24 protein-coding genes are annotated in these 22450 nt (G+C 41.8%); 16 read left to right on the top strand and 8 right to left on the bottom strand.

The genetic code is table 11. The annotated features are described in order from the left end of the window. The first annotated feature begins 19 nt into the window (after positions 1–19). The 7 genes from smc to KXV15_RS05955 all read left to right on the top strand — a co-directional run bounded on the left by smc (position 20) and on the right by KXV15_RS05955 (position 7417). Entirely contained in the window at positions 20–3484 is a 3465-nt protein-coding gene (gene smc / locus KXV15_RS05985) for a chromosome segregation protein SMC (protein WP_240007753.1), read from the top strand. Between the two features lie 176 nt (positions 3485–3660). Next, a complete protein-coding gene (locus KXV15_RS05980; RefSeq protein ID WP_240007272.1) occupies positions 3661–4011 on the top strand; it encodes an AtpZ/AtpI family protein in 351 nt (116 codons plus the stop codon). Positions 4012–4039: 28 nt separating this feature from the next. After that, positions 4040–4795, top strand: a complete 756-nt coding sequence (locus KXV15_RS05975) for a F0F1 ATP synthase subunit A (RefSeq protein WP_240007271.1) — start codon at positions 4040–4042, stop codon at positions 4793–4795. Positions 4796–4850: 55 nt separating this feature from the next. After that, positions 4851–5078, top strand: coding sequence for a F0F1 ATP synthase subunit C (locus KXV15_RS05970; protein WP_240007270.1), 228 nt, complete (start codon positions 4851–4853; stop codon positions 5076–5078). A 101-nt stretch (positions 5079–5179) separates the two neighbouring features. Then, on the top strand, positions 5180–5725 hold the full coding sequence (locus KXV15_RS05965; protein ID WP_240007269.1) for a F0F1 ATP synthase subunit B family protein: 546 nt from the start codon (positions 5180–5182) through the stop codon (positions 5723–5725). Beyond that, positions 5725–6219, top strand: a complete 495-nt coding sequence (locus KXV15_RS05960) for a F0F1 ATP synthase subunit B family protein (protein WP_240007268.1) — start codon at positions 5725–5727, stop codon at positions 6217–6219. The genes KXV15_RS05965 and KXV15_RS05960 overlap by 1 nt, the downstream gene beginning before the upstream one ends. Positions 6220–6307: 88 nt before the next feature. After that, positions 6308–7417: an acyltransferase family protein gene (locus tag KXV15_RS05955; RefSeq protein ID WP_240007267.1), complete on the top strand. Its 1110-nt coding sequence runs from the start codon at positions 6308–6310 to the stop codon at positions 7415–7417. On the opposite strand, the gene murB is transcribed toward KXV15_RS05955, so the two are convergent. Both murB and KXV15_RS05945 read right to left on the bottom strand, forming a co-directional pair. Beyond that, positions 7418–8344, bottom strand: a complete 927-nt coding sequence (gene murB, locus KXV15_RS05950) for a UDP-N-acetylmuramate dehydrogenase (protein ID WP_240007266.1) — start codon at positions 8342–8344, stop codon at positions 7418–7420. 37 nt (positions 8345–8381) lie between these two features. After that, positions 8382–8768 carry a YbaN family protein gene (locus tag KXV15_RS05945; protein ID WP_240007265.1) on the bottom strand — a complete coding sequence of 129 codons (387 nt, stop codon included), beginning with the start codon at positions 8766–8768 and terminating at the stop codon, positions 8382–8384. A gap of 77 nt (positions 8769–8845) precedes the next feature. Here KXV15_RS05945 and uvrC point away from each other — a divergent pair, with 77 nt between their 5' ends. From uvrC to KXV15_RS05930, 3 genes are all read left to right on the top strand, one after another. Beyond that, on the top strand, positions 8846–10759 hold the full coding sequence (gene uvrC, locus KXV15_RS05940; RefSeq protein ID WP_240007264.1) for an excinuclease ABC subunit UvrC: 1914 nt from the start codon (positions 8846–8848) through the stop codon (positions 10757–10759). Next, positions 10756–11343: a CDP-alcohol phosphatidyltransferase family protein gene (locus KXV15_RS05935; RefSeq protein WP_240007263.1), complete on the top strand. Its 588-nt coding sequence runs from the start codon at positions 10756–10758 to the stop codon at positions 11341–11343. The genes uvrC and KXV15_RS05935 overlap by 4 nt, the downstream gene beginning before the upstream one ends. 178 nt (positions 11344–11521) lie before the next feature. After that, on the top strand, positions 11522–12883 hold the full coding sequence (locus tag KXV15_RS05930) for a globin-coupled sensor protein (RefSeq protein ID WP_240007262.1): 1362 nt from the start codon (positions 11522–11524) through the stop codon (positions 12881–12883). 1 nt (position 12884) lies between these two features. Here the strand turns inward: KXV15_RS05930 and folB are convergent, their stop codons facing one another. Continuing rightward, complete coding sequence (gene folB, locus KXV15_RS05925; RefSeq protein ID WP_240007261.1) at positions 12885–13397, bottom strand: dihydroneopterin aldolase; 513 nt, start codon at positions 13395–13397, stop codon at positions 12885–12887. 206 nt (positions 13398–13603) lie between these two features. On the opposite strand from folB, the gene KXV15_RS05920 reads away from it, so the two are divergent. Beyond that, complete coding sequence (locus KXV15_RS05920; RefSeq protein WP_240007260.1) at positions 13604–15061, top strand: response regulator; 1458 nt, start codon at positions 13604–13606, stop codon at positions 15059–15061. 174 nt (positions 15062–15235) lie between these two features. Here KXV15_RS05920 and KXV15_RS05915 read toward each other — a convergent pair whose 3' ends face one another. Continuing rightward, positions 15236–15853 carry a glutathione S-transferase family protein gene (locus tag KXV15_RS05915; protein WP_240007259.1) on the bottom strand — a complete coding sequence of 206 codons (618 nt, stop codon included), beginning with the start codon at positions 15851–15853 and terminating at the stop codon, positions 15236–15238. A gap of 84 nt (positions 15854–15937) precedes the next feature. Here KXV15_RS05915 and KXV15_RS05910 point away from each other — a divergent pair, with 84 nt between their 5' ends. After that, complete coding sequence (locus KXV15_RS05910; protein ID WP_240007258.1) at positions 15938–16396, top strand: NUDIX domain-containing protein; 459 nt, start codon at positions 15938–15940, stop codon at positions 16394–16396. Between the two features lies 1 nt (position 16397). Here the strand turns inward: KXV15_RS05910 and KXV15_RS05905 are convergent, their stop codons facing one another. The 3 genes from KXV15_RS05905 to KXV15_RS05895 form a co-directional block, all read right to left on the bottom strand. Beyond that, the gene (locus KXV15_RS05905; RefSeq protein WP_240007257.1) at positions 16398–16739 is read right to left on the bottom strand and encodes a gamma-glutamylcyclotransferase family protein; all 342 of its coding nucleotides are present in this window, start codon (positions 16737–16739) and stop codon (positions 16398–16400) included. 220 nt (positions 16740–16959) lie between these two features. Beyond that, on the bottom strand, positions 16960–17673 hold the full coding sequence (locus KXV15_RS05900) for a hypothetical protein (protein WP_240007256.1): 714 nt from the start codon (positions 17671–17673) through the stop codon (positions 16960–16962). Between the two features lie 19 nt (positions 17674–17692). Continuing rightward, on the bottom strand, positions 17693–18562 hold the full coding sequence (locus KXV15_RS05895; protein ID WP_240007255.1) for a branched-chain amino acid aminotransferase: 870 nt from the start codon (positions 18560–18562) through the stop codon (positions 17693–17695). Positions 18563–18693: 131 nt separating this feature from the next. Between KXV15_RS05895 and KXV15_RS05890 the strand changes: the two genes are divergently transcribed. From KXV15_RS05890 to KXV15_RS05875, 4 genes are all read left to right on the top strand, one after another. Next, a complete protein-coding gene (locus tag KXV15_RS05890; protein WP_240007254.1) occupies positions 18694–19194 on the top strand; it encodes a MarR family winged helix-turn-helix transcriptional regulator in 501 nt (166 codons plus the stop codon). Between the two features lie 25 nt (positions 19195–19219). Continuing rightward, positions 19220–19900: a response regulator gene (locus KXV15_RS05885; RefSeq protein WP_240007253.1), complete on the top strand. Its 681-nt coding sequence runs from the start codon at positions 19220–19222 to the stop codon at positions 19898–19900. A gap of 9 nt (positions 19901–19909) precedes the next feature. Continuing rightward, positions 19910–20476, top strand: coding sequence for a hypothetical protein (locus tag KXV15_RS05880; RefSeq protein ID WP_240007252.1), 567 nt, complete (start codon positions 19910–19912; stop codon positions 20474–20476). A gap of 133 nt (positions 20477–20609) precedes the next feature. Beyond that, positions 20610–22019 (top strand): ATP-binding cassette domain-containing protein, encoded by a 1410-nt coding sequence (locus KXV15_RS05875; RefSeq protein ID WP_240007251.1) that lies wholly within the window; start codon positions 20610–20612, stop codon positions 22017–22019. Here KXV15_RS05875 and KXV15_RS05870 read toward each other — a convergent pair. Further along, entirely contained in the window at positions 21982–22344 is a 363-nt protein-coding gene (locus tag KXV15_RS05870; RefSeq protein ID WP_240007250.1) for a nuclear transport factor 2 family protein, read from the bottom strand. The two genes, KXV15_RS05875 and KXV15_RS05870, sit on opposite strands and share 38 nt — an antisense overlap. Positions 22345–22450 lie beyond the last annotated feature (106 nt).

The raw sequence follows: 22450 nt of genomic DNA, 5'->3' as shown, positions 1-22450 counted from the left end.
CAATTTGCACCTTTTGGAAGTGAAAATTTCGGGTTTTAAATCCTTTGTGGATGGTGTCACATTCACTATTAATGAGGGTTTGACCGGAATTGTGGGTCCAAATGGTTGCGGAAAATCCAATATTCTTGAATCTATCCGCTGGGTCATGGGCGCCAGCTCTGCCAAGGCATTGCGTGGGGCGGAAATGGATGATGTCATCTTTGCCGGCTCTGATGAGCGACCGCAGCGTGATATTGCTGAAGTAACCCTTAAAATCGATAATTCAGACCACCTTGCCCCCGATCCATTTCGTTTTGAAGATATAATTGAAATATCGCGCAAAATTCGTCGTGGTATTGGTTCGACATATCGCATTAATGGTAAAGAGGTGCGCGCCAAAGATGTGCAGCTTTTATTTGCGGATGCTTCATCGGGCGCAAATTCCCCTGCCCTTGTGCGCCAAGGCCAAGTTAGCGAGCTTATAAACGCCAAACCTGAAAACCGCCGAAAAGTTTTAGAAGAGGCATCGGGTATTTCGGGCCTTCAGGCGCGGCGGCACGAAGCAGTTATCAAACTTAACGCCACCGAAGCAAATCTTGAACGTGTAAGTGAAATAATAATCACCATAGAAGAACAGGTATCAAGCCTTAAAAAACAAGCCCAAAAGGCCGAACGTTACCGTGGTTTGGCGGGGCTTATACGCGGGCTTCAGGCATATCTTGCTGATAATCGTTATAAATCGATGGAAAGTTCGGTCGGGCAAACTAACCAAAGCCTCCACGAAATTGATTTGCAAATCAGCGACCATATGGTTGAGATTAATCAGACAAATCGCGCAATTGAACAAGTCGAAGAAAAATTACCAGACGCGCGTCAAGAAATGGCAATTGCCGAGGCGGTAATTCGCCAACTTGAAATCAAAAAATTTGCTTTTGAACGCGACTTACAAGAAATTAGCGAAAAAACCGCCAATGCCAATGCCACACTTGAACGTTTGGATAAAGACATTGCCCGTGAAAATGAAATTGCCCGCGAAGCAGATGAAATAATCACGAGAACCAATGATGAGTTAAAAAGCCATAATTTTGAAACCACTGCCGATGAAGAAATTGCCGAATTAAATAAATCTGCCAATGAGTTAAACGACCAAATCAAAGAAATAGAAGGCAAATTAAACGAAGCAATCGCCAGTAAGGCAAAAAACGAAAACCAGCTTCTTTCACGCAAACAAGAATTAGCAAGGCTTGAAAGCGAAAAACAACGTCTTGGTAATATTGTTGCCCGTCTTGAAAAAGATGTGATTGATTTGGGCAATGCCCAACTTGATGAAACATTAATTACCCAAGCTAAAGAACGGCTTGAACAATCTGTCAAAGCCATTGAACGCGCCGAGGCGGACTATAAAACCTATCTTACAGAACTCCAAAAACTAGAGGGCGAAGACCGCGAAAACCGTAACATCCATGACGATTTGCAAAATAAATCTAATGCCATATTCGCGCAAATAAAGGCATTGAATGCGGTTTTGGGGCGTGAAGATGGCAAACAATCCACCCTTATCACCCAAATACATGTGAAAGCAGGCTTTGAAAAAGCATTCGCCGCCGCAATTGGCGAAGATCTGGACGCAACCCTTAAAAATGGCGATATATTTTGGAATGGTGCCGATATTCCCGAAATTGAATGGCATGAAAGTTTAAAAACGGCTCAAAGCCTTACCGAAATTGTTACCGCGCCAAATGAACTTGCGGCAAGGCTTGCCACAATAAAAATTGTCGATGACGCCATTTTTAATTCAGGCATATTGCCACCTTTGGGGTGTCGTTATGTAACATTGGCAGGCGACGTAAAGCGCTGGGACGGATTTATAAAAACCCATAATGCCCCCAATGCACAGGCAAAACGTCTCGAACAAAAAAACCGCATAATTGCTTTAGAGGCTGAATTAGAACCTTTAAAAGCACAAATCCCTGAAATCGCGGCAAAGCTGGCAAAAACAAAATCAACATTAGCATCACTGCGCGATAAATCTAATAATGAGCGGTCAAAGCACCCAAGCCTGATGATGAATGTGCAAAATTGCCAAAAAAATCTCAATGACCTAATCGCGGTTCAAACACGTAATAATGACCGTATTGAAATGGCGCGCGAAAACCTTGCACAGGCGCAGCATAACCATATAAAAATCGAAGAAGAGATTAAAGAAAAGACCGATATTTTCAATGAAGAGCAATTGGGCCTATCCAGCCTTAGTAATGAGCTTGAAAACATTATTGCTGAAAGCAGTGTATCATTAAATCAAAAACGCCAAAGCCTTGCCGATATTCGCGCCAAAATTAATCAAATTAATTCCGAGGCCGAAAGCCAAAAGGCAAAAATTGCAAGTTTAAAAGCACAATTAAATAATTGGTCGGCACGAAAAGAGAATTGCATTATCCGCATCAAAGAGTTGGAAGCCGAAAAAGCAAAAACTGAATTGGTTTTAAATGAACTATCCGGCAGGCCCGATGCAATTGAGCAGGAACGCCAAAAAGCCCTAAGTGATTTCCCACTTGCCGAGGCACGCCGTGCCAAGGCCGCCGACATTCTTGCTGTTTCAGAAAGTGAATTGCGCAATTTACAATCCGCGCTGCGGCAATCTGAAAATAATCGCGCCCAATTAATGACCACCCAAAGCGGTTTGCAAGCGACCCGCCAAAGTTGGCTTGAACGATTGGAAGATTTAAAAACCGAAATCCTCAATCAATTTGATTGCGATCCTGTTGATTTGGAAAACCATGCCCAAGAACGCCTTGGCAATATATATAATGGGCTTGATGTTGATAAGGCGCAAAGCCGCCTTAATCGTGCGCTTTTAGACCGCGATGATTTGGGCGGCGTCAACCTTAATGCCGATATTGAATTAAAAGAACAAAGTGAGCGCGCGCAAAAACTTGATAATGAGCGCAATGAACTTGTCGCTGCCGTAAAAAAATTGCGCAATGCCATCGAGGAAATCAATGCCGAGGGTCGTGAAAAACTTATAAAAGCATTTGATATTGTAAATGGCCATTTCTCACAATTATTTACCACCCTATTTAATGGTGGACAGGCGCATTTAGCGCTTACAGAAACCGATGACCCACTTGGTGGCGGTCTTGAGGTTTACGCATGCCCACCAGGTAAACGTCTTCAATCCATGACACTGATGAGTGGTGGCGAACAAGCATTAACCGCGACCGCACTAATTTTTGCGGTATTTTTATCAAACCCTGCGCCGCTTTCAGTTCTTGACGAGATTGACGCCCCATTAGACGATGCCAATGTTGAACGCTTCTGCGCATTATTAAATGAAATGCGCAACCGCACCAAAACCAGATTCATCGTTATAACCCACCATCCCATCACAATGGCACGCATGGACAGGCTTTTTGGCGTTACAATGGCACAAAAAGGTGTTTCGCAACTTGTCTCAGTAGACCTTAGTCGAGCAGAAACACTTATTAATGCAGCCAGCGATACTTAAAATTTTAATTTTATTGTTTATTTTCAGATAGTTAAAGCGAAAAACTTATCCTGCGGAAAAAATTACTTTCTATACACTCATTTGGCTTGACTATTTTGCGCTTGCAAACTAGTTTCCGCGCCGCGTGGGGACGGGATTCTATACCTATATCTCACGTTTTTCGTGGGTTTTGAGATATGAGTCATAGAGACAATAATTCACATCACAAAACTCTTGAAGAGCTTAGCCGCAAGGTTAATGCTGCAATCAAGGCCAAAGAACCGGTTGTAAAAGAAACATACAACAATTCGGGGATGGGTCTTGGGATGCGCATGGCGTCTGAATTTGTTTCGGCAATTTTGGTGGGCGCGCTTTTGGGGCTTGGGCTTGATAATTGGTTAAAAACCACACCTTGGTTTCTTTTGTTGGGACTTGGTATAGGTTTTGCCGCAGGTGTTGTTAACATCATTCGGGCTGGGAATGAATATTCTAAAAACCAGCCTTTGGGTCAGGATTTACCCCCTTCCCCAGATGATGAAGATAACTAAATTGCTTTAGAATTGATTGGAGTGAAAATTGTCAAACGATCCTATGCATCAATTTCATATTGAGCGAATTATCCCTATGGATTTAGGCGGGGTTGATATTTCATTCTCAAATGCCAGTGCATTTTTGCTTTTGGGTGCGGCTATTCCGGCTGCATTCTTGTTGATGTCTTCTGCCAAAGCAGCAATGGTTCCAGGCCGTATGCAGCTTATCGGCGAAAGCACATATAAATTTGTTTATGATAACCTATATGGTGCGGCGGGTTCAAAAGGCGTGAAAATGTTCTTCCCGTTGGTTATGACGCTTTTCCTATTCATCTTTACTTTGAATATGGTTGGTTTGTTTGCGTATAACTTTACACCGACATCACAAATTATCATTACTGCCGCAATGGCATTAATCGTTTTCGCAACCGTTATTATTGTTGGTTTCGCGAAAAACGGCCTTAAATTCTTTAAACTTTTTGTTCCATCGGGCGTTCCACTTCCACTTTATATAATTGTGACCCCGATTGAAATTATTTCTTTCTTCTCTCGTCCTTTAAGCCACTCTGTTCGTCTTTGGGCAAATATTTTTGCCGGACACATTTTGGTTAAAGTGTTTGCGGGTTTTGTTCCAACCTTACTTGGTCTTGGTGCTTTGGGTGCAATCGGTTCGGTTCTACCATTTGCCATGACTGTTGCGTTGTATGCACTTGAAACATTGGTTGCTTTCTTACAAGCGTTTGTTTTCACTTTGCTTACTTGTCTTTATCTTAACGATGCCCTACACGCTGGAGATCACTAAGTATAGGGGATTATTAGAGTTATAAGTTTTAATCCATTTAATTAAGGAGTATAAAATGGACGCGGAAGCCGCTAAATTTATTGGTGCAGGTCTTGCATGTTTTGGTATGATTGGTGCTGCTATTGGTGTGGGTAACATCTTCGGTAGCTTCTTGGAAGGTTCTTTGCGTAACCCTTCTGCCGCTAAAGGTCAGTTTTCTAACCTAATTTTCGGCTTTGCGGTTACAGAAGCATTGGGTATCTTCTCTTTGCTTATCGCAATTTTGTTGTTGTTCGTTGTTTAATAGTTTCGCCTGAATATCTTTTATAAAGATATTCAAACAAACGGACTATTTCCACTTGGCACGACGCTAAAGCAATACTTTAGCAATTCGGAGCATTTATAATGTCAGAAGTTGCACATGAAGTTGCAAAAGGTGCGCATGGAGCCGCAGAAGGTGCGTCTGGGGGTTTCCCTCCATTTGATGCGTCTTTGTTTCCACACCAGCTTTTCTGGTTTTTGATTTCTTTTGGTGCGCTTTATTTGATTTTGGCAAACGTGATTATTCCACGTATTGGCAAAACACTTGAAGCACGCAAAGGCGCAATCGAAGGCGATTTGAAAAAAGCTGCTGATGAAACTGCGGCGGCTGAAGGGGCGAAAAAAGCTGCTGAATTGGCACATCATAATGCCAAAGAAGAAGCACGCTCTACTTTAGACGCTATGCGTAAAGAGCTTGAAGATGAGGCAGCAAAAGCACAGGCGAAAGCTATGTCTGAAGCTGACGAAAAAATTCAGGCTGCGGTTACTGTTATCAACGAACAGAAAACCAAAGCAATTGAAGAAGTTTCAGAAAGCATTTATGATATTGCAGGTGATATTTTCACAAGTATCACTGGCAAGAAACCTACTGCTACTTTACTTAAGTCTGCAATGAAAGGGGCAAACTAATGCATTTTGATGCTACTTTAGTTGCGGCGATTGCTTTTTTCGTATTCATCGGAATTATGCTTTATTTAAAAGTTCCGGCATCGGTTGGTGCAAGCCTTGATGAACAATCAAAGGCAATTGCCAACGAGTTGGAAGAAGCAAAAAAACTCCGTGAACAAGCAGAAGCGCTACGCGCCTCTTATGAAAAACAACAGTCAGAAGCGAAAGCACAGGCTGAGGAAATGATTAAGCAGGCCGCAGAAGATGCGAAAACACTTAAAGCACAGGCTAAGAAGCAATTAGAAGCCGATATTGCCGCCAAAACACAAGCTGCGTCAGAGCGTATTGCACGCGCTGAACAAGCTGCGATTGACGAAGTTCGTGCGTTTGCTTCAAATGCGGCGGTTGAAATCGCCCAGAAAATGTTGGTTGAAGACGCGTCCAAGAAAGGCGGTGCAGAGCTGCTTTCTTCTTCGATCAAAAATATTTCTAAAAAGCTAGCTGAACTTAACTAGGGTTCAAAGACAAAATTTAAAAAGCCCCGCAGGACACACTTGCGGGGCTTTTTGTTTGCGCTTAAAAGAAACGGATTCGGAGAATATAATGCCAAGCGAAGATCTGATTGAATTAGTCCCCTTGAAGCAAAACACAAAGGAACCAACCAAAACCAGACTTCCAAAAAACATTGGGCAAATTCAATTTTTACGCGGGCTTGCTGCACTTTTTGTTGCCATGGCGCATTTACATGCGGTTGAATTAAAGCTTGGTGGTGAGATTTTATTTGGCAATTGGGCATTGGGCGGCTTTGGCGGTGTTGACTTATTCTTTGTCATTTCCGGCTTTGTGATGGTGTGGTCAAATTTTAATTCCACCCCTACCCCACAATATGTTTCAAAATTCTGGGCATTAAGGGCCATAAGGATTTATCCATTATGGTGGTTGGTGATGGGGGCAATTTTTGTGGTTTATACCATCCACCCAGATTGGGTTTACCAAAGCCATAAAGAAACGCCCGATATTTTAAAATCTTTTCTTTTAATCCCACAAGCAACATTGCCGCTTCATGCTGTTGGCTGGACCCTTATTCACGAGCTTTGGTTTTATATCGTTTTTGGCTTTATATTATTTGCGCCCAAAAAATTAATGCCAGCGTTTCTTGTTGGCTGGGCTTTATTGGTTGCATTTGCTTCACTGGCAAACCAAAATCCGACGCCATTTCTTGCAATTGTTATTCACCCACTTACGCTTGAATTTATTATGGGTGCCGGTGTCGCAATCATCATCAAAAACCGCAAAGAACGTCCCTATGGCGACGTTGCCGCAATTTTGGGTGCAGTATTGCTTTTCTTTAGTTTTGCCCGTGTAGCAGGCTTTGCACAGGATTTCTTTGCCCTTAAGTGGGAGCGCGTCTTTTACTTCGGCCTTCCGTCAGCAATTTTGCTTTATGGCATGGTGGTATTGGAACTTGATGGCTTCAAAGCCAAAAAGCCATTAATCAAATTGGGTGATTGGTCCTATGCCTTATACCTCATCCACGTGCCGATTTTTGCCGCCACCGGGCGCATATTTGCACGCTTCTCGCGCGAAGGGCTTTTAGATAATTTTTTATTCTGTGCGATTGCATTCGTTGCCGCAATCATTGCATCGGCAATTCTGCATATTATGTTTGAAAAACCAATATTAAAACTGGCACATAAGCTATTGAAGAAATAATTATTTTTCGCCGATGCGTTTAATTTCCCAATGAAGGTCAACCCCTTGGGTTTCTTTCACGGTTTTAATAACATGTTCGCCCAATGCCTCAAGATCGGAAGCTTTGGCATTACCCTTGTTAATCATGAAGTTGCAATGCTTCTCACTCATTTGTGCATCGCCAATTGAAAAACCGCGTAGCCCAGCGTCATCAATAACTTGCCATGACTTACGGCCGCCCGATTGCACCTGATCAGGGTTTTTAAAGGTTGAACCGCCGGTTTTTTCGCGAATTGGCTGGGAATTCTCGCGGCGTGCAGTAATGGCGTCCATGCGCGCTAAAATCGCTTCCGGCGCATCCTTTGTGCCTTCAAAAGTTGCCGAAACAAAAATCAAATCATCTGGCAATGCGCAATGGCGATAAGTATAGCCCATATCGGCATTTTTAAAGGTGATGATATCACCGTCACGGTTGACCGCCTGACATTCCACCAATACATCCTTGGTTTCTTGTTCATAGCAGCCGGCATTCATGCGCAATGCGCCGCCAATTGTTCCAGGGACGCCACGGTAAAATTCAAGGCCCGCAATCCCCGCCTCTGCCGCCTTTTTGGCAAGCATAGAATCAAGAACCATTGTCCCCGAAGTAATACGAAGCCCGTCAACACTAATGCCGCCAAATCCCTTGGGCGTAAGGCGAATAACAACCCCTTTTACCCCACCATCACGGATAATAAGGTTTGAGCCAACACCAATCACATAAACCGGAATTTCTTTGGGCAGTGCTTTTAAAAAATCCGCCAAATCCTGTGTATCCGCAGGCTGAAACAACAGCTCTGCCGCGCCACCAACACGAAACCATGTAAAGGGTGCAAGGCTGATATTCTCTTCGATTTTACCGCGAACAGACGAAACTAAGGCAGGGGATAATTTTTCAAGTAAAGACATGGATTCGTAATAGCAAATTTATAGCCAAACAAAAGGGCTATTCCGCATTAGTTTCAATTTTAATGGTTTCCGGTCGTGTCGCCACAAAAACCATTCCAATCAAAAGCCCGATAATCATAAACCAAAAGCCCCAAGCATGATTGCGCATGAAATAAAGCGATATACTGCCAACCAATAATGAGCCGCCAATTGCCGCGATTTTTGATTTACGGGTTATTATACCATGGCGAACAAAATTTTCGACTATTTTCCCAAAAACCTTATGTTCAAAGATTTTATGCGCCATTACGGGATCGGCTTTTAGGTAAATTATTGCCGCCACAATCCAAAACGGCACGGTTGGCAAGGCAGGTAAAAACGCCCCCACGGAGCCTAATGCAAAAAATAACCCGGCAATTGCTTTAAGAATTGTGTTTTTGGTCATATTGAGAATTATTCTTAATAGAAATATTGTTGCAATTCAATCTTTAAAAATTATACGAGACAGCTTATTTAAATTCTATGAATAAGGCAAACAAACCCGAAGAAATTGATATTGGCACTTTGCCTACGGGTGGAAATATACCTGAAGCAAATCTTGATTTAAAAACTGGCATCGAAATCATCAAAGAACATCATAAAACCCTGCCTAATTCGCCGGGGGTTTATCGAATGATTGGTGCCGATGGTGCGGTTCTTTATGTCGGCAAGGCCAAAAGCCTTAAAAAACGGGTGGCGACCTATGCCCGCGGCGCGGCACATACCAACCAATTAACACGGGTTTTGGCAATGGTGCGTTCAATGGAATTCACCATAACGCACACCGAATCCGAGGCATTATTGCTTGAGGCGAATTTAATCCGCCGCCTTAAACCACGCTATAACGTATTGATGCGCGATGATAAGAGTTTTCCATATATCGCAATCGGCCTTAACCACCCTTCCCCCTATCTTGCCAAACATCGCGGCCCACGCGAAAAAGGTGTCGAATATTTTGGTCCCTTTGCCAGTGGGCAGGCGGTTAATGATTCCATCACGATTTTGCAAAAGGCATTCATGCTGCGCACCTGTTCGGATGCGGAGTTTGAGAACCGCTCCCGCCCATGTATGCTTTATCAAATTAAACGCTGTGCCGCACCGTGTGTAAATCTTACCAATCAGTTGGATTATCGTGAACTTGTGGACGGTGCGCGCATGTTTTTGCGTGGTAAATCAAGCGCTTTACAAGATGAATTAGCCGAACAGATGAATAATGCCGCCCAAGTCTATGATTATGAAAAAGCGGCAATCCTACGCGATCGTATCAAGGCATTGGCAAGCATTCGCACCAATCAATCCATTTATCCGCAAACATTTGCAAACGCCGATATATTCGCCATTCATTCACAAGGTGGCATGACAATTATCGAAGTTGCATTTTTCCGTGCGACCCAACATTGGGGCAACCGCGCATATTTCCCAAAACACGATAAATCATTATCAACACAAGAAGTTTTGGATAGTTTTATCGGGCAGTTTTACCAATCCAACCCACCACCCGATTTGATAATTATGAATGAACCGCCATTGCAAAAGCAATTGATGGAAGATGCGCTTTCAATGCTTGCGGGTTCAAAAGTGCGTATATCTGTCCCTAAACAGGGCGATAAAAAAGATATTCTTGAACAAGTTATCAAAAATGCGCAAATCACCCTTAGCCGCCGTCTTTCTGAAACAGGGGCAATCGGCAAAATTTTGGACGAAGTGCAAAAGCAATTCAATCTTGAAACCCGACCCGAACGTATCGAGGTTTACGATAACTCCCACATTCAAGGGACAAATGCGGTTGGCGCAATGATTGTTGCGGGTCCAGAAGGTTTTATGAAAAACCAATATCGCAAATGGACGATAAAAAATGCCAAAGGTGGCGATGACTTTGCCATGATGCGCGAAGTTTTCACCCGCCGTTTTAACCGCATAAAAGAAGATTTAAACGACTATGAAAGCCGCCCTGATTTAATCATTATTGACGGTGGACAGATACAGCTTGCAGCCGTTTTGGATGTTGCCCGTGAGTTAGAGGTCGATAAAATGTTTAAAATCGTTGCCATGTCCAAAGGTGTTGATAGGAATGCCGGACGTGAAGAGTTTCACGAGGTTGGCAAAGCCCCCTATCGTCTTGAGCTTAATTCACCGGTTCTTTATTACCTACAAAGATTGCGCGATGAATCCCACCGGTTTGTTATTGGTGCGCACCGTCAAAAACGGGGCAAGGAATTTGTTAAAAACCCATTGGATGAAATCGAAGGAATCGGCCCATTACGTAAAAAATCATTGATGTCGCGCTTTGGTTCGGCAAAAGGTGTTGCGGGCGCAAGTGTAAAAGAGCTTGCAGAAACCCCACATATAAGCGAAGAGATTGCAAAGCGAATCCACGCCCATTTTCAGAGTGAATGATGAAGCATCTACCGAATATATTTACGATTTTTCGTATTGCCCTTACTCCGCTTTTGGTAATATTGCTTGTCCTTAGCTTGGGCGGCAATCATGATTATGTGGTTTGGGCATTTGGGATATTCGTATTTGCGTCTTTAACCGATTGGGTTGATGGCTTTTTGGCACGTGCTTTGGATGCCAAATCTGAACTTGGGGCAAAACTTGATTTATTTGCCGATAAATTATTGGTTGGCCTAACCATAGTTGGTATCGGCATTTATGAAATGTTGGCGGGACAATTCGATAAAATTATAATTATGGGTGCAATTGTTTTCATGCTTTTGGCAACAACTGCACGCGACTATTTCGTTACGCAAATGCGCAGCGAGGCGGAAAAAACCGGTTTTTCAATGCCTGCAACATTTCTCGCCAAAACCAAGACCGCAGTTATCATGCTGGGAATGGCAATTTATCTCGGTGCGATGGCATTTGGGTTTAAAAATTTAATTATGGTTGGAATTTTGGTTACTTTGGTTGGCGCGCTTATGTCACTTTTTACAGGCGTGCAATATTTGCAAAAATTCAATGCAAATAAAAAAATTTAAAGCTAAACAAAGCACTGCATAAACATTTAGCAATGCCTGAATAAAAATAGGCAAAACAAGCCTTTTTGTCGCACCGCAATATTAGATTTTGTTAATAATACATAAACCTTTGAGGCAATAATCAGCCTATATCAGGCGCACAAACGATTGCAAGCGCCTTCGAATTCGCGAGGGCAAAATGACAAATAACGACTATAATATATCTCAACGCACTAGTTTTCTCAAAATCGATGATGAAACGAAATCAATTTTACGTGAGATGATACCAATAATAAAGGAAGCGCTCCCAGCGGTTCTTGATGGCTTTTATAATCACGTGAAAATCTGGGGAGATGTTTCAAAATTCTTTGCAAATGGTGCACATATGGATGGTGCAAAAAATGCGCAATTAAAACACTGGACGGCAATTGCCGAAGGCGAATTTTCAACAGACTATGTAAATTCTGTTCGCCGAATTGGCCAAGCACACTCCCGCATTGGGCTTGAACCTCGTTGGTATATTGGTGGTTATACTTATATTATAAGCGAAATTTCGAAGGCAATTATTGCGCAAATCGATAATTCAAAATCGATGTTCAACAAAAATAATATTGTCGAAAAAGTGCAACAACAAGTTTCCGCTTTTACCAAAGCCGCAATGCTTGATATGGATTTTGCAATCTCCATTTATCTGGAAGAAGAAACCAAAAAGCGTGATCATCTGGTTCAGGATATTGCAGGAAAATTTGAAAGCAGCGTTTCAAAAGTGGTAGAGACCGTTGCCGCCGCCTCTACTGAATTATCAGTAACCGCAAAGGCAATGTCGGAAATTGCGGAATCAAGCTCTGAAAAAGCAACCAATGTGGCCGCCGCAGCAGAGCAAACCAATGAAAACGTTAGCATAATTGCAAGCTCGACAAAGGAAATGTCGGCATCGGTGCAAGAAATCGCATCACAGGTGGCATTAAATACAAAAGTTGCTTCAGAGGCGGTTGTAATGGTCAGCCATTCATCGCAAACATTGAACGAATTATCGGCTGCTGCGGACAAAATTGGCGCCGTGGTTTCATTAATTGCCGACATTGCCGCACAAACAAACCTTTTGGCATTAAATGCTACAATCGAAAGCGCGCGCGCAGGTGAAGCCGGAAAAGGTTTTGCCGTTGTTGCCACAGAGGTTAAAAGTCTTGCAGGACAAACCGCACAGGCAACCGAGGAAATATCAAAACAAATCCATCAAATGCAGGCTGCTACTAGTAATGCCGTCGATGCAATTTCATCAATTCAAAAAACTATTGATGAAATAAATACCGTATCAATCGCGATAAATGCCGCAATTGAAGAGCAAACCGCAACCACCGCTGAAATTTCACGGAATACCCAAGAAGCATCAATCGGCACAGAGATGGTATCGCGTGAAATTGTTGAAATCACCGCGAGTTCTGAGGAGACCGGATCGGCCGCACGAGACGTAGTCTATGCGGCACAAGACCTTAGCAGACAAGCAGAAATACTACGTTCAGAAGTACAATCATTTATGCACGATATTATCGCGGCATAAATTACGGGGTTACGTTGCGGGTGCAATATATTTCAGTGCCCGCAGCCGCCGCATTTTTAACCGAATTGGGCTTTTCGACCCTTACCTTAACCGCGCTAATGCGGGCATCATTCAAAATTGTCTGTGCCACTTCACCGGCATAGGATTCAATAAGATAAAAATGCTTTGATGATGCAACATCCTGTGCAATTTGTGCCAGCCTATCATAATCATAGGTCTGATTAAGGTCATCAACACTGACCATATTGTTTGATACCATATCAATTTCAATATCGATAAATAGGCTTCTGTCTTTGCCAAATTCATGCGAATAAACCCCGCATTGCGCGCTGATTTCCAATGATTTCACATAAATCTTGGTGGTGACATTTATTGGCGCCACAGTTTCAGCAATTGTTCCTGTCACAGGTGGTTGAACAACTTCATCAGAAGTTTTTGTGATGCTTTTTGGGCGGCGAATTTTCATTCCAGGCCGCATAATAACACCCATTTCAGTAATTGCATCCGCCTTCATATATCACCTATTTTCTTGCACACCGTTTAGCGAATTTTGGTTTTTTAAGCAACCAAAAGAGACGGAAAATTATAAATCTGAATTTTTTCAATTAAAATCAGCGCTCTATACAGAGTGTTAACGATATCATGGTAGCGTGTCCAAAAATAAATAAACTGGGTATCGGAATTTTACCCTGTTTTCGGCAGAAAGCAGTAAACAGAAACATGACTGATAAAGTTAAATTACTTAACTTAGAGTTCATTATCGAACATTCTCCGCTGGCAATTGTTGTCTTTAGCGACAGGGAAATTGTATTTGCCAATAAAGCGGCACTTAAGATGTTGGGATATAACAACATTGCATCTTTAAGGTCACAAATTCATATTCTGCGTGCCCTACAAGTAAGCCATGGTGAAAAAGTTTGCTCTATTCAAGGGCGAGATGGAAAACGCCACGAATATTTCTTAAATATTGTTCCTACGGATTCAAATCTTGAAGTTGCCTACCTAAGCCGTAGCCATAACGAAGTAACAAATTCCAATGAAGAATCTAATGAAGAGGATTTGTCACGCAGCCGCTTTATCGCCGCTATGTCACATGAATTAAAGACCCCTCTTAACAGTCTTATGAATTTGTCGGCTATGCTTCGCGCCACTGGATTAACTGAAAGCCAGATTGAAATTCTTGATATGACATCGCACGCGGCAAGAAACCTTACCCAGCGCATTGATGACATTCTTGATTATTCAAATATCAGAACCAAGCCAATAACCCCTGATTTAATTAGTTTTAATCCGAAAACTCTTTTACTTTCCATTTTCAAGCAATTCAAAAACTTGGCAAAAGATAAAAATATTGGATTTGAATATGAAATCAGTGACGATTTGGACGCTGAATTCATTGGCTCACCACAATATGCAGAGCGGATTGTTTCGCATTTGTGTGATAATGCGGTGAAATTCACTGCAAAAGGCAAAGTTTGTGTCGAAGCTAATTATGATGAGAATGGCGTAACTTTCCTTGTTACCGACACCGGCACAGGAATTGACGAAAAAGTTCTTGAACATATTTTCGACCCGTTCCGCTTTGAAAAAGATCCGACCACACGCAATAATGGCGGCATTAATATGGGTCTTGCATTATCACAACGTATGGCGCGCCTTTTGGGTGGTGAAGTCTTTATCAACGCCAATCCAGATGGCGGCACAATCGCAAAAGTAGTCTTGCCGTTTGAGCGTAGTGAAGAAAATACAGACGATTATGAGAATGAATGCCTTGATATTTTGGTTGCCGAAGATAACCCAACCAATCAGCGCGTTATTAATCTAATCCTTAGCCAGCTTGGGCATAATGTTGTTATTACCGAAAATGGACAAGATTGCGTTGAAAAGTTTAGCATTCAGAACTTTGACTTGGTATTAATGGATTTACACATGCCAATCATGAATGGTTGGGACGCGGCGAAAATAATTCGCAAATTTAATCAAACAATCCCAATATTTGCGCTTACTGCCGATAATAGACCCGAAGCGCGGATTTTATGTGAAGAAGCAGGAATGGACGGCTTTTTAACCAAGCCGCTAATGATTGATCAGCTTTATGAAGCATTGATAGTGGTACAAGAAAAACGCCACAACCTTGCTGGTTATGGCGTTAATCTAAAAAAATCTGCAATTAATTAATTCAAAGATTAATCAAGGCGTCCGTATTCGGCAAAGTTTAATGCCGCAAACAATACTACGATTGCCAAAAGACCATAAAGTGCTGCCATCTGGTTTCCCCTATAAAAACTAACACAATTCGCATAGCGGTATTGGGGCAATTTATCAAGTGCGCAAATTTGTAAAAACCTGCGTTTATTTTATACCCAATAGTCTATCATCAATTGCTTCAGACCGAATAAATGCCTCACGCGAGAAAATCTGTTTGGCGTAACGTTCAAAACTAGGCAATTCAGGCAAAGTTTTAAATTGTAGGCCGAAATGCACGCTAGAACCAACATAGACATCCGCCGCCGAGAACCTGTCACCTAAAACATATTCATCCGCGCTAAGTTTTTTGTCCAATGTCGCGACCACATCATCATAGCAGCCATAGCCAACAAAGGCCTTCTTTTCGGCGTCAATATTTACGCCCAAAACCTTATCAATAATTGCCGCTTCCATTGGGCCGGAAGCAAAATAAAGCCAACGATAATAGGTACCACGCTCTTTTGAACCAACATCAGGCGCAAGCCCTTTTTCACAAAAAGCATCCGCAAGATAGGTTATGATTGCCGCCGCCTCTGTAACCACAGTTTCACCATGCAAAAGGGTTGGAAACTTGCCCATTGGGTTATATTTCAACAATTCCTCTTTGTGTGTACCATATTCAAGAACGCGCGCCTCATAATCAACGCCAAGCTCTTCTAACATTCTGCGTGCAATTCGCCCACGTGAACGTGGATGTGTAAACAATATCAATTTATCAGACATATTTGCCTCCCTTATGCTCACATTACAGAACATATAGCGAACATGCAAGTTGCTTTTTATAAAATAATTGTTTATTTCCACAATATGTTAAAATCAATTACCAAATTTTTGGTTCAGAATTATTTCCGCCTAAAACGCCCAATGACATTGGGGGTTAGGATTGTTGCAATTAATGCGGAAAATAAGGTTTGTCTTGTAAAACATACCTATACCCCTGGCTGGCACTTGCCTGGTGGCGGCGTTGAAAAAGGCGAAACCGCACTTTATGCGGCAATGAAGGAAGCACGCGAAGAAGCCGGGCTTGTGATTGCACCAGAAAATTTGAACCTTGTCTCAATTCACGCCAATTTTGCAAATTTTAAAGGTGATCATGTTTTGGTTTATCACACCAATGTTTGGGAAAGTGAGCCAACCAACCGCGCCCATGAAATTGCGGAATGCGGGTTTTTCGCAATTAATGATCTGCCAACAGACACGACAAAAGGAACACTATGCCGCATTAAAGAGGCATTGGGACAACAATCAATTTCACCCGATTGGTAATCTATATCGCCATATAAACCCATGCCTTTTTGCCAGATTTAAGCGTAATTTCACGGCGACCATATTGTTCAACCTCATAATCATCGGCATGGCGCAATTCTTGTGGGCTAACATAATATAATTTACCGGAAACCACAGAATCCTTTTTATCAGTGGCAACAAGGATTTGGTGTGTTGTTTTTCCGCTTTTTGAAATCACATCAAAATCATTGATGAGAATATCTTGAAGTTCATAGCCAATCGCGGCGTCTTCTTCACCTTCAAGAACACGACCAAAGGTGGCAATCTGCACATTTGGGTGATTTAATGTGCCATACGAGAATAATAAAGTATCAAGAGACATTTATCCCTCCTTATTCTGCATCTCAGGCTGCATTTTCAGCAGGCCGCCTTTCGAGCAAGGACAAATGTTTAATAAAGTTTTTAAATTGACAAGTAAAAAATTAAAGCAAAGGCAATTTTGCGACCCTTTGCCGCAACTTTTAAGATATTATGCGCGTAAAATTTGCATACAGCATCCATAGATGCACGAAATCTATTCAATAGACCAATAAGGCCAAACACTATTTCCGCATATTTTTAATATTGGCATCATCTTTTATGGCATTTTCTGGTTCTAATTGCTTCCATTCATTCATCCATATAAATTCTGCATGCCCTAAACCGCCATAATCAGTATAGCGCATTTTAATCATCCAATCCCCTTTTGGCTTTACCCATACCGAAGTATGCATTCCATTTGGGGTGGTATATGCGGCAGCGAGTGTGCCTTTGGTAACTTCCCACTCATATTTAATATTGAATAAATTGTTTAGTCTATCCATTGGTGCTTGGTTATCTTCAACCGCACCTTCAAACCGAGCTATTATCGCTGCTTTAGCATAGTCAAAATATTCTTGCTGCGTTCCTTTAGGCTTGAACGCATAGAATGTTCGCGTTCCAGAAAATTGTGAAACAACATCGCAACCAACGTCATTTGGGACATTATTCTCATCTTTCCCAAAAACAATTAGTTTAACCTCATCATTCACACCAAACTCACAAACAAGACCAGATGCAGTATGTTCTATTTTACCAAAGGTCACATTGCCCGGATATTTTGGAAAAGAAATTGTAAAGGCATCACGTGAAGCCTCGTCAATTGCTTCGTATGCCGCCTTACCTTTTTCCATAAGAACCTTAATATCAGGCTCTTTTGCATAGGTAATAGATGGGGCGAAAGCCAAAACAGGGGCAATATACAGCAAAAATTTTGTTACAATCGATTTTAACTTCATATCGCCCCCCAGCTCAATATTATTTACCGCGCACCAACTTTTCATAAGAAGTCATAAGGTCTTCGCAAATTGCCCCTGGCTTAAACTCAATGCCTGCGATTTCACGAACCGGCGTAACCTCGGCAGCAGAGCCAGTAGTAAAACACTCAGTGAAGGATGGCAATTCATCAGGGAAAATTGCGCGTTCAATCACTTCATATCCCTTTTCTTGTGCGATTTTTATCACGGTTTGGCGGGTAATACCGTTCAAGAAACAATCAGGGGTCGGGGTATGAATTGCGCCGTCTTTGATAAAGAAAATATTGGCAGATGTCGCCTCGGCAATTTGTCCACGCCAATCAAGCATAAGTGCATCGGCATAACCTTCATCTTCGGCAGCATGTTTTGAAAGGGTGCAAATCATATAAAGACCTGCGGCCTTTGCATTATATGGCGCAGTTTCAGGGTGCGGGCGTTTCCATTTGGCCTTGCCCATTTTGATGCCCTTCATTTTATCGGAATAATAATCACCCCATTGCCACACCGCCACAGCCGTATGAATAGTATTTTTTTGCGCCGAAACGCCCATCATTTCCGAACCACGCCACATAAAGGCACGAACATAGCAATTATCAAAACCATTTTTTGCCATGGCTTCATATTTTACCTTGTCCATTTCATCGGCGGTAAAAGGTGCCTTCATGCCCAAAATATTGCCAGAATTAATCAAACGTTCGGAATGGCGATGACATTCAAAAATAGTGCCATCATAGGCACGTTCGCCTTCAAATACTGATGAACCATAGTGAAGTGCATGGGTTAAGACATGGACTTTTGCTTCACGCCAAGGAACAAAACTTCCATCAAGCCAAATCCATCCATCACGATCATCATAGGCAACAAAATCCATAATTATACCTTTATTTTAAATATATGTGATTTTACATTTAGAACATTGCTTCGCATGGCGAATGCGATATTCTGTAATAACAAAAAACCTATGCACCCTTGTTTTGATTTTCGCAAGATTTTAAAAAAAATATGGCAGTTATAAACCCCTTTAACCTTTCTATTCCTGATGCCGAAAGCCATTCACGATTATTCCTTCGTGATTCTGAATTGGGCTTTGGCATTGCCACAATTTTTGAAGTTGCCGCCAAGCTAAAGGCAATTTGCGAAAGTGATGACGAAAATTCAAAATATAATTGGGCCGACATAAGGACATTAATCGCAATTCATGCCCGCAATGATACGGTTTTAAACCTTGCCTCCCGCCTTGCCATGACCAAACAGGCATTGAATAAAATCCTGCGCAAATTAATTGCCGAAGATTTGGTTATAATCACCACGGACCGCCGTGACAAACGCCGTAAAATATTGCAATTAAGTGTTAATGGCACAAATGAGCTGGCGCGTATAACAACACCAATGCGCGATATTATCGCCCGCGCCTATCGTAATGCCGGTGCGGATGCGGTTTATGGCTCGGATCAAGTATTGTGGGCAATTTTGGGCGAAAGCCATATTGCCAAAAATATATAAAATGAATTTGTAACAAGAGGAAATCATGGGAACACAAAATGCGCATCTACTAATTGTTGATGATGACGACCGCATACGTCAGCTTTTGAAGCGTTTTTTAATGTCCAAAAACTATGGTGTTTCCACCGCCAAAGATGCCGCCGAAGCACGCGAGTTGATTGACGCCATTGATTTTGACCTTTTGATTTTTGACATCATGATGCCGGGCGAAGATGGCATTTCATTGACCAAATTTGTGCGCAATGAACGCAACACCCCTATCCTACTTTTGACCGCACGCGGCGAAGCCAATGATAGGATTGAAGGATTATCGGCGGGCGCGGATGATTACCTTCCTAAACCATTTGAACCCGAAGAATTGGCACTACGGATTGCCAATATTTTGCGTCGTGTAAAACCTGCACCGGTGCAAACCGCCATGACATTTGGTGACACCACCTATGACCTTACACGCGATGAATTAAAGCGTGAGGGGATAATTATCCGCCTTACCGAAACTGAAAAGTCACTTATGCGCGAACTTGCAACCCGTTCCGGTGCAGTGGTTACGCGTGAAGAATTGGCGCGCAAAGCGGGTGTTGCCGCCGATCGCTCAATTGACGTACAGGTGGCGCGCCTTAGGCGCAAACTAGAACCCAATTCCGCCGAACCAATGTATCTGCAAACCATACGCGGACAGGGTTATAGATTGGCACCCGATATTTGAGGTGTTTATATGAAACTTAAATGGTTTTTATTGTTACTTATCATCTTGCAAACTGGTTGCGATAATGGTCAGAACTCACATAAAAACGCAATAAAATCTGGCAATTATGTTGTAATTAAAAGTTGCTCAGAAATAAGCAAAGCCTTTTCCGAAACCCAAAAATATAATGCTTCAGCCATTAAAGACTGTGAATTTAGCATTAGCAAAAAATTTGACGCAATTTGCGTTCACTCCCCTTTCTTTGATGAGCAAAATGATTGGGAAGTAGAAGCATCAAAATTGGAAAAATATTTAAAGAAGTATAAAGAGGTCGGAAAAAGAAAATATTATATTGCCAATGCAAACACGTATAATAATAACGATGTTAATAACACATTCTCGGTAATTGCTTTAGCCAAAGATGAAATAATTTGGCTTGAAGTAAACAATTTTCCATCGAATTATTATATTCCCTACCTAATTGAAACAAAGAATGATACCGCACCTATTGAACACAGTTTTTTTAACCAAAAAACCTGTATAGACACTCATAATTTAAGCGGTAACCTTAGCATTAAATTTAAGAAAGAAGAATAAAATAATTTACATTTTCAAATATTTGAAATATGATTTGCCAATCGAATAAATTGCTAACCGTAAACCCTAACCAAAGGTGCGAGATGAATTAATTGCTTTGAAAATTTTGTTTAACAATCTTTTTGGAGGGATTATGCCGCATATTTCTTTATCGGGTGTTTCCTATAACACCCCTAATTTCATAAAAATTTTTGATAATATCACCCTATCTTTGCCGCCCACAAAAATTGCGATTATTGGCAATAATGGGGTTGGTAAAACCACGTTTTTACGCCTTATTATGGGGGAAATTTTGCCAAGTGATGGCAAAATCAAAATTGATGGCACAACCCAATTTTGCCCGCAATTCCCACAAAGCCGTGACGCAAAATCAGGCGGACAAATCCAAATTGCTAGATTGCGTGAGGCTTTCATGGGCAATAGTGATTTCATATTGCTTGATGAGCCGTCAAACAATCTTGATAGTGATGCCGTCAAATGGCTTTCGCGCGAAATTTCAAACTACATTGGCGGCATAATCTTCATTAGCCATGATGAGCGGATTCTAAACCTTGCCGAAATTATTATCGAAATCACGCACTTGGGTATTCAGGTTTTTAGCGGTAATTATCATGAATTTAAGGCTTTAAAACAACGCCAAATTGCCAAAGCCACGCATGATTTAAAATCCGCACAAAATAATGAAAAGCGCACAAGGCTTGAAAACCAAAAACGCATTGAAAAGCAACAAAAGCGCAATGCAATGGGAAATAAAAAGCGTGCGAAAAACGATGCCCCTAAAATCTTGCTTGATGCGCAAAAGAACCGCGCTGAACAAAGTGCGGGGCGCAATATCGGCCTTAATGCACGGCAAAACGAATTGGCACAAGACGCATTAAATAATGCCAGATCACAGCTTGAAATTATTGCCCCACTTCATTTTGATTTGCCCGAAATTACGGTCCCAAACAGCAAAATTATGATTGATATTCAAAACATTAGCTTTGGATACCAAACCCAAATCTTAAGCAATTTCTCAATGCAAATTGTGGGGAACGAACGTATATGGTTGCGCGGTAAAAATGGTTCAGGAAAAACCACATTATTACGCCATATTATGGGTGAATTATTTCCACAACGCGGGCAGATAAAAATAAATGCACCATTTGCCTATCTTGATCAAAACCTTGGGCTTATGAAAAGTGAATTGTCGATTTTTGACAATGTGCGCCACTATCACCCCGAATTAAATGATAATCAAATTTATGCTAAATTGGCGCGTTTCAAATTCCGCAACAAAGACGCGCTAAAAATTACGGGGACATTGTCGGGCGGGGAAAAATTACGCGCGGCATTAGCAATCGCGTTTTGCGCACCAAACCCGCCACAAATATTATTACTTGATGAGCCAACCAATAATTTAGATATCAACTCGCGTGAAATATTAATCCAAGCACTACAAGGGTTTGGCGGCGCAATATTACTTATAAGCCATGATGAAGGTTTTGTTGAACAAATTGGCGGATTTATTCCACAATCGTTCCTTGATGGTAATGGGCAATAAAGCCGTTTTCGGTTTCTTCCCAAATTGTTGAACGGCTAGAAGTGCGACCACCTTTATCAAGTATATAGGTGAATAAATATAAATTCGTCTTTAGTGGTTGCACCTTGGCATCAGTAATTTTCCATTCGTCTTCAAATGGCTTTGAATATCTTTCTTCAAGGACATCAAGGATATATTCACGGTCATAGCGTTTACCGCTTGCGCCGGTTTCCCAATAATCATCACCCATTACGCGCGCGAAATCTTCCCGTTTTGTGCCCAATTCGGGATGGTGGAAAATAGGCTCGAAAGCCAAGATTTTGTTTTTTATATCCTCAAGACTCATGGAGTTAATGTCCCATAGCTTTGCAATTGGTGCAAGCTTTTTTAGTCTTTTGATAGCTTTTGTTTGTGAAAGTTCAATTATTGCCTATAAAGCATGGCAATTTGCC

This window comes from Pseudaquidulcibacter saccharophilus (genome assembly GCF_019455445.1).
In the GTDB taxonomy this organism is placed as follows: Bacteria; Pseudomonadota; Alphaproteobacteria; order Caulobacterales; family Aquidulcibacteraceae; genus Pseudaquidulcibacter; species Pseudaquidulcibacter saccharophilus.
This window is presented reverse-complemented; position numbering and strand designations above follow the sequence as displayed.

Coding starts and splice junctions, on each gene's coding strand:
- KXV15_RS05980 (WP_240007272.1), top strand. CDS start 3,661: ATGAGTCATAGAGACAATAATTCACATCACAAAACTCTTGAAGAGCTT.
- KXV15_RS05970 (WP_240007270.1), top strand. CDS start 4,851: ATGGACGCGGAAGCCGCTAAATTTATTGGTGCAGGTCTTGCATGTTTT.
- KXV15_RS05965 (WP_240007269.1), top strand. CDS start 5,180: ATGTCAGAAGTTGCACATGAAGTTGCAAAAGGTGCGCATGGAGCCGCA.
- KXV15_RS05960 (WP_240007268.1), top strand. CDS start 5,725: ATGCATTTTGATGCTACTTTAGTTGCGGCGATTGCTTTTTTCGTATTC.
- KXV15_RS05955 (WP_240007267.1), top strand. CDS start 6,308: ATGCCAAGCGAAGATCTGATTGAATTAGTCCCCTTGAAGCAAAACACA.
- murB (WP_240007266.1), bottom strand. CDS start 8,344: ATGTCTTTACTTGAAAAATTATCCCCTGCCTTAGTTTCGTCTGTTCGC.
- KXV15_RS05945 (WP_240007265.1), bottom strand. CDS start 8,768: ATGACCAAAAACACAATTCTTAAAGCAATTGCCGGGTTATTTTTTGCA.
- uvrC (WP_240007264.1), top strand. CDS start 8,846: ATGAATAAGGCAAACAAACCCGAAGAAATTGATATTGGCACTTTGCCT.
- KXV15_RS05935 (WP_240007263.1), top strand. CDS start 10,756: ATGATGAAGCATCTACCGAATATATTTACGATTTTTCGTATTGCCCTT.
- KXV15_RS05930 (WP_240007262.1), top strand. CDS start 11,522: ATGACAAATAACGACTATAATATATCTCAACGCACTAGTTTTCTCAAA.
- folB (WP_240007261.1), bottom strand. CDS start 13,397: ATGAAGGCGGATGCAATTACTGAAATGGGTGTTATTATGCGGCCTGGA.
- KXV15_RS05920 (WP_240007260.1), top strand. CDS start 13,604: ATGACTGATAAAGTTAAATTACTTAACTTAGAGTTCATTATCGAACAT.
- KXV15_RS05915 (WP_240007259.1), bottom strand. CDS start 15,853: ATGTCTGATAAATTGATATTGTTTACACATCCACGTTCACGTGGGCGA.
- KXV15_RS05910 (WP_240007258.1), top strand. CDS start 15,938: ATGTTAAAATCAATTACCAAATTTTTGGTTCAGAATTATTTCCGCCTA.
- KXV15_RS05905 (WP_240007257.1), bottom strand. CDS start 16,739: ATGTCTCTTGATACTTTATTATTCTCGTATGGCACATTAAATCACCCA.
- KXV15_RS05900 (WP_240007256.1), bottom strand. CDS start 17,673: ATGAAGTTAAAATCGATTGTAACAAAATTTTTGCTGTATATTGCCCCT.
- KXV15_RS05895 (WP_240007255.1), bottom strand. CDS start 18,562: ATGGATTTTGTTGCCTATGATGATCGTGATGGATGGATTTGGCTTGAT.
- KXV15_RS05890 (WP_240007254.1), top strand. CDS start 18,694: ATGGCAGTTATAAACCCCTTTAACCTTTCTATTCCTGATGCCGAAAGC.
- KXV15_RS05885 (WP_240007253.1), top strand. CDS start 19,220: ATGGGAACACAAAATGCGCATCTACTAATTGTTGATGATGACGACCGC.
- KXV15_RS05880 (WP_240007252.1), top strand. CDS start 19,910: ATGAAACTTAAATGGTTTTTATTGTTACTTATCATCTTGCAAACTGGT.
- KXV15_RS05875 (WP_240007251.1), top strand. CDS start 20,610: ATGCCGCATATTTCTTTATCGGGTGTTTCCTATAACACCCCTAATTTC.
- KXV15_RS05870 (WP_240007250.1), bottom strand. CDS start 22,344: ATGAGTCTTGAGGATATAAAAAACAAAATCTTGGCTTTCGAGCCTATT.